General features: G+C 57.3%; 3 protein-coding genes and 2 pseudogenes. 3 read left to right on the forward strand and 2 right to left on the reverse strand.

The window, feature by feature from the left end:
* Nucleotides 1-50: 50 nt before the first annotated feature.
* Nucleotides 51-358, forward strand: a pseudogene (locus USDA257_RS35315) (ATP-binding protein); the annotation flags it as partial.
* Between the two features lie 111 nt (nt 359-469).
* On the opposite strand, the gene USDA257_RS32895 reads toward USDA257_RS35315, so the two are convergent.
* Both USDA257_RS32895 and USDA257_RS36700 read right to left on the reverse strand, forming a co-directional pair.
* Entirely contained in the window at nt 470-1,072 is a 603-nt protein-coding gene (locus tag USDA257_RS32895) for a hypothetical protein (RefSeq protein ID WP_014857797.1), read from the reverse strand.
* 1,574 nt (nt 1,073-2,646) lie between these two features.
* Entirely contained in the window at nt 2,647-2,952 is a 306-nt protein-coding gene (locus USDA257_RS36700) for a hypothetical protein (RefSeq protein WP_153297037.1), read from the reverse strand.
* 19 nt (nt 2,953-2,971) lie between these two features.
* On the opposite strand from USDA257_RS36700, the pseudogene USDA257_RS38940 reads away from it, so the two are divergent.
* Both USDA257_RS38940 and USDA257_RS32905 read left to right on the forward strand, forming a co-directional pair.
* A pseudogene (locus USDA257_RS38940) lies at nt 2,972-3,070 on the forward strand (IS630 family transposase); the annotation flags it as partial.
* A 104-nt stretch (nt 3,071-3,174) separates the two neighbouring features.
* The coding region (locus USDA257_RS32905; RefSeq protein ID WP_041415774.1) for an IS256 family transposase at nt 3,175-3,697 on the forward strand (523 nt) is incomplete at its 3' end.

Raw genomic sequence — 3,697 nt, forward strand, 5'->3', positions numbered from 1 at the left:
TCAGGCCACTGCCGAAGCGAACACAGCCGGGATCGCGTTGTTCATGAGGCTTGATTGGCGGCGACTGGATCGATGCGCACGACGATCTGGCCATGCGAGGACCGTCCGGCGTCGGAGAGAGCTGGTTGGCTTGCGCTCGGGCACAAAGCCTGACGCGATGGTTGCGCCGTCCTTTACCAGTGCGGCGCAAGGCCGTTTGCCCAACTGACGCTTGCTCGTGGAGGGCGATATGCGCGCCTGCCGCGCACCATTTTCAGCTGTTGATCCTGAACGATTGGCGCCTCGAACCTCTCTTTTGATCAAGCGCGAAAATAATCTCCTCGAGATCGTCGAAGGCCGTGACGGACACTGCTCCACCTTCACCGTCGGCTGGGCACACCACTGGTTCCCCGCTTTCGAGCAGGCCTCGGAACTCGCGGCGAATAACGTCCTGCAGCATTTTCTCGGTCCGGCGTCAGTTGACGCGAACTCACGAGGCGTCGAAACGCTCAAGCATCTTTTTGAGCTGAGCGTTCTGCAGATAAAGTTTTTGAGCCAGCAGACGTCGCAGCTCTTTGATTTCCTCGTCGAGGATTGCCACTTCGTTGAAGAAAGTATCCCCGGACGACGAGGTTTGTACGGTCTCAGCTTCATTTGTGGCGACAGCGCTCTGCGCAACCCCCTCGGCGCGCGCGTTCTTGGAGCGTTCTCGACGTCTGATCTCCGGCTTCTTTTGGGAATTTGCGCTTGTCTGGCTTTGCGGCCCCAGCCTCTTCCCAGCCGCATCCGATTGTTTGGTTTCACTTCGTGCAGGGGTTCCAGGCTCTTGAATGTCAGCTGTGAGGTTCATTTCCTGCAGGGGATTGGGGTCGCTTTCCAGCTGGTCCGAAAACATCGACCCGCGATCAACCGCGGAATCGTGATCAGGAGTGCCAGAAGCTTGCGTTGGCTTGTCGAACGGAAGTGGCGACTTGTTTTCCGTTTCGCTTTCGATCACTTCGGGATCAGTGTCAGGCGCAATAAAATTCTCTTGCACGCTTGCCGATCGTCGTCGCGACGCCAATTGAGCAAGAAATTTCCACGGTGTCTTCATAATGTTCCTACCCTCGAAATCGTGGCCTGCGAACGCGCTGCAGGCATGTGCCTTTCCAATGCCCCTCAGCCGCCATCGTAACGTGCCATCGTCGAATATCTCCCCTCCTCAACATGGACTGGGGGACATTGTCTCTACAAGCGCCTTTTTGCTGGTGATCGCGTGCCAGCATACACAGCCGCATTGCGGTATCGTCCCGGCGTGTGGACCTCGGCTCCGGACCGCCCCATGGAGTGCTTGGAGCATTCTGATCACTGGTTGTGAAGGGGAGCGCACCGCAAGCACTGCGAAGGTTGAAATGGTCCCCTCCATATGACGAAAGGAGGCGATGCAAATCCACCAGCCCGCTGGCGAGCTGGCGAAGACGCGAATTAAGGGAAAATTGACGCGCATCATCCCCAGAAGCTGCTCATGCGAGAGGACACTGATTTTGAGAAAGGCCATCAGAAGAGTGAACTCGCAGAGAGCTTGAGTTTACAATCCGTTCCTCGATGCAAGCGGCGCCCATTCGCCAGACATCGAAATGGAAAATCCTGTTGCAGTGACGCTTCCGGCGGCCCGCGTAACGCGGCACGCACGCGGGCCAGGGCCTCCGGCGAGGCAAAGGGTTTGGTGATGTAGTTGCGGGCGCCGGTTTCGAGCCCGGTCACCTTGTCAGCCCGGATAGCGCTGTATAGCTGCAGAAACGGTCGAGACCCGAGATCTCGCGGAAAAGCCGCCGCGCGGTCCGGACGGGACAAGCCTTCACGCGTTCGCGAAGATAGGTCGCGAGCCGGTCGCCAAACATTGTGTTTTGCTTGCGTTGGCCATATTTCGGAGCCTCTAGCCCCCGCTCGACGTACTTGCGCGCGTTCTTGCGATCCATAGCCAATCTGTTTGGCGGTCGCTGACACCGATAGCCCTTGCCCGTGTAGATCCAGGATTATCGTCGTCTCCCCCAGCTTGATTGGCGAAATCCCCTCCCGACCATCGGGAGTAGTATCAGTGACGACGCGCCGAGGATACTCCGGACCCCGCCTCGGAAGACCGGCTACGGCGCAAACTGGCGCAGATCCCGCCACGTTTGAGTTGTTCCAGTATCGAGAACCATTCTGCATATGTCCGTCAGGCCGACTTCCTAATCCTGCTCTTGAGAGTCTCACGCAGATGCGGTCGCGGCGTCTGGGAGAAGCAACAGTTCGACCCTCCGCCAAGTCCAATCGTGTAGTTCCAGGACTTCGAGAAATTGATCGGTAGTTCCGCTCGTCATTCATATCCGGGTCGGACCCAGCTCAAGTTACCGAGTTCCCGGCATCAGAGCACCTCTAGTCTAAAAGCGATCGCGAAAGAATTTCGCCTTCTCTCTTTCAGTTTAAGTCAACTTTCTCTATCGCCGTTCAGAAGATTGCGATAGCTGTTTATTTGGATGGCAAAGATCCACGCCATGGATGAATGCGTATCAAGTCGGGTACGGTGGATGATGCTGGAGACATGGCGCATGAGAGCGCACACGGCCGCTGGGAGAGCTTGAAATGGCCGGGTCAAAGGAACCGGCGTTCCTCAGACAACTGAGCCTCGATTGTTTTGTCTGGTCTTCAATTATCGAGATCGGCCGAGCTTCCTTCAAGGAAGGAGTGAGGAGATTCTTGGGTGGCGACATCAGGCGCATCGCCAGCAGCACACAAGAGTACGCGGATTTCGTATCCTGACATCCTGAAGCGGCGGCCTTCATAGGCGCTGGTGCGACCTCCCAGTCTAGCAGCCACCCTCCCGTCCAGCAAGAACAGCTGCTCCCTCAACAGGCGCAGGATCGATCGGGCCGTCTGGGAATCCCAGACGCATCTGCCACATGCGCCTGGAACACGTTCTTCATCATATCCACCCAATTGTGATTTCGACATGGACGCCTCCCTTGGATAGCTCCCGCCGTATGGCCCGATTTCACCCGATCGAGAATACACACTCTCAAAGCTCAAAGCCTTGTTGAGAAAAGCCGCTGAACGATCCATCGAGAGCCTCTCAACGATGACGTCCCAGGGAGTGGTGTAGCTCGATAGCGGTGGTCACCAGTGTTTTCCGGTAGGGTCGGGTTGTTCAAGACCAACCTGATGGAAAGACCACCGATGACCGACGATATGATGAACGTGCGCTCGCTTGTTGAGAAGAGTGCTGACGCCGATTTGTTGCGTGAGATGATCGGCTTTGCGGCCGAGCGGGTGATGGAGCTGGAGGTTGGCAGTGCGACCGGTGCTGGCTACGGCGAGAAGAATGCGATGCGGTTGGCGCAACGCAACGGCTACCGCGACCGGGATTGGGAGACACGCGCCGGAACGGTCGAGCTTCGCATTCCGAAGCTGCGCAAGGGCAGCTATTTCCCAAGCTTCCTCGAACCGCGTCGGATGGCGGAGAAGGCTCTGACAGCGGTCATCCAGGAAGCGTACATTCAGGGCATCTCGACGCGTTCTGTCGACGATCTGGTCAAAGCGATGGGCATGAGCGGCATCTCCAAAAGCCAGGTAAGCCGCCTGTGCGAAGAGATCGACGTCAAGGTGAAGGCGTTCCTCGAAAGACCGATCGAGGGCGATTGGCCTTATCTGTGGATCGATGCCACCTACCTGAAAGTCAGACGCGGTGGCCGCATCGTTT

Source organism: Sinorhizobium fredii USDA 257 (genome assembly GCF_000265205.3).
Classification (GTDB): domain Bacteria; phylum Pseudomonadota; class Alphaproteobacteria; order Rhizobiales; family Rhizobiaceae; genus Sinorhizobium; species Sinorhizobium fredii_B.

Bases quoted from the DNA above. Each gene is read 5' to 3' on its own strand.
- USDA257_RS32895 (WP_014857797.1), bottom strand. From the start codon at position 1,072: ATGAAGACACCGTGGAAATTTCTTGCTCAATTGGCGTCGCGACGACGA.
- USDA257_RS36700 (WP_153297037.1), bottom strand. From the start codon at position 2,952: ATGTCGAAATCACAATTGGGTGGATATGATGAAGAACGTGTTCCAGGC.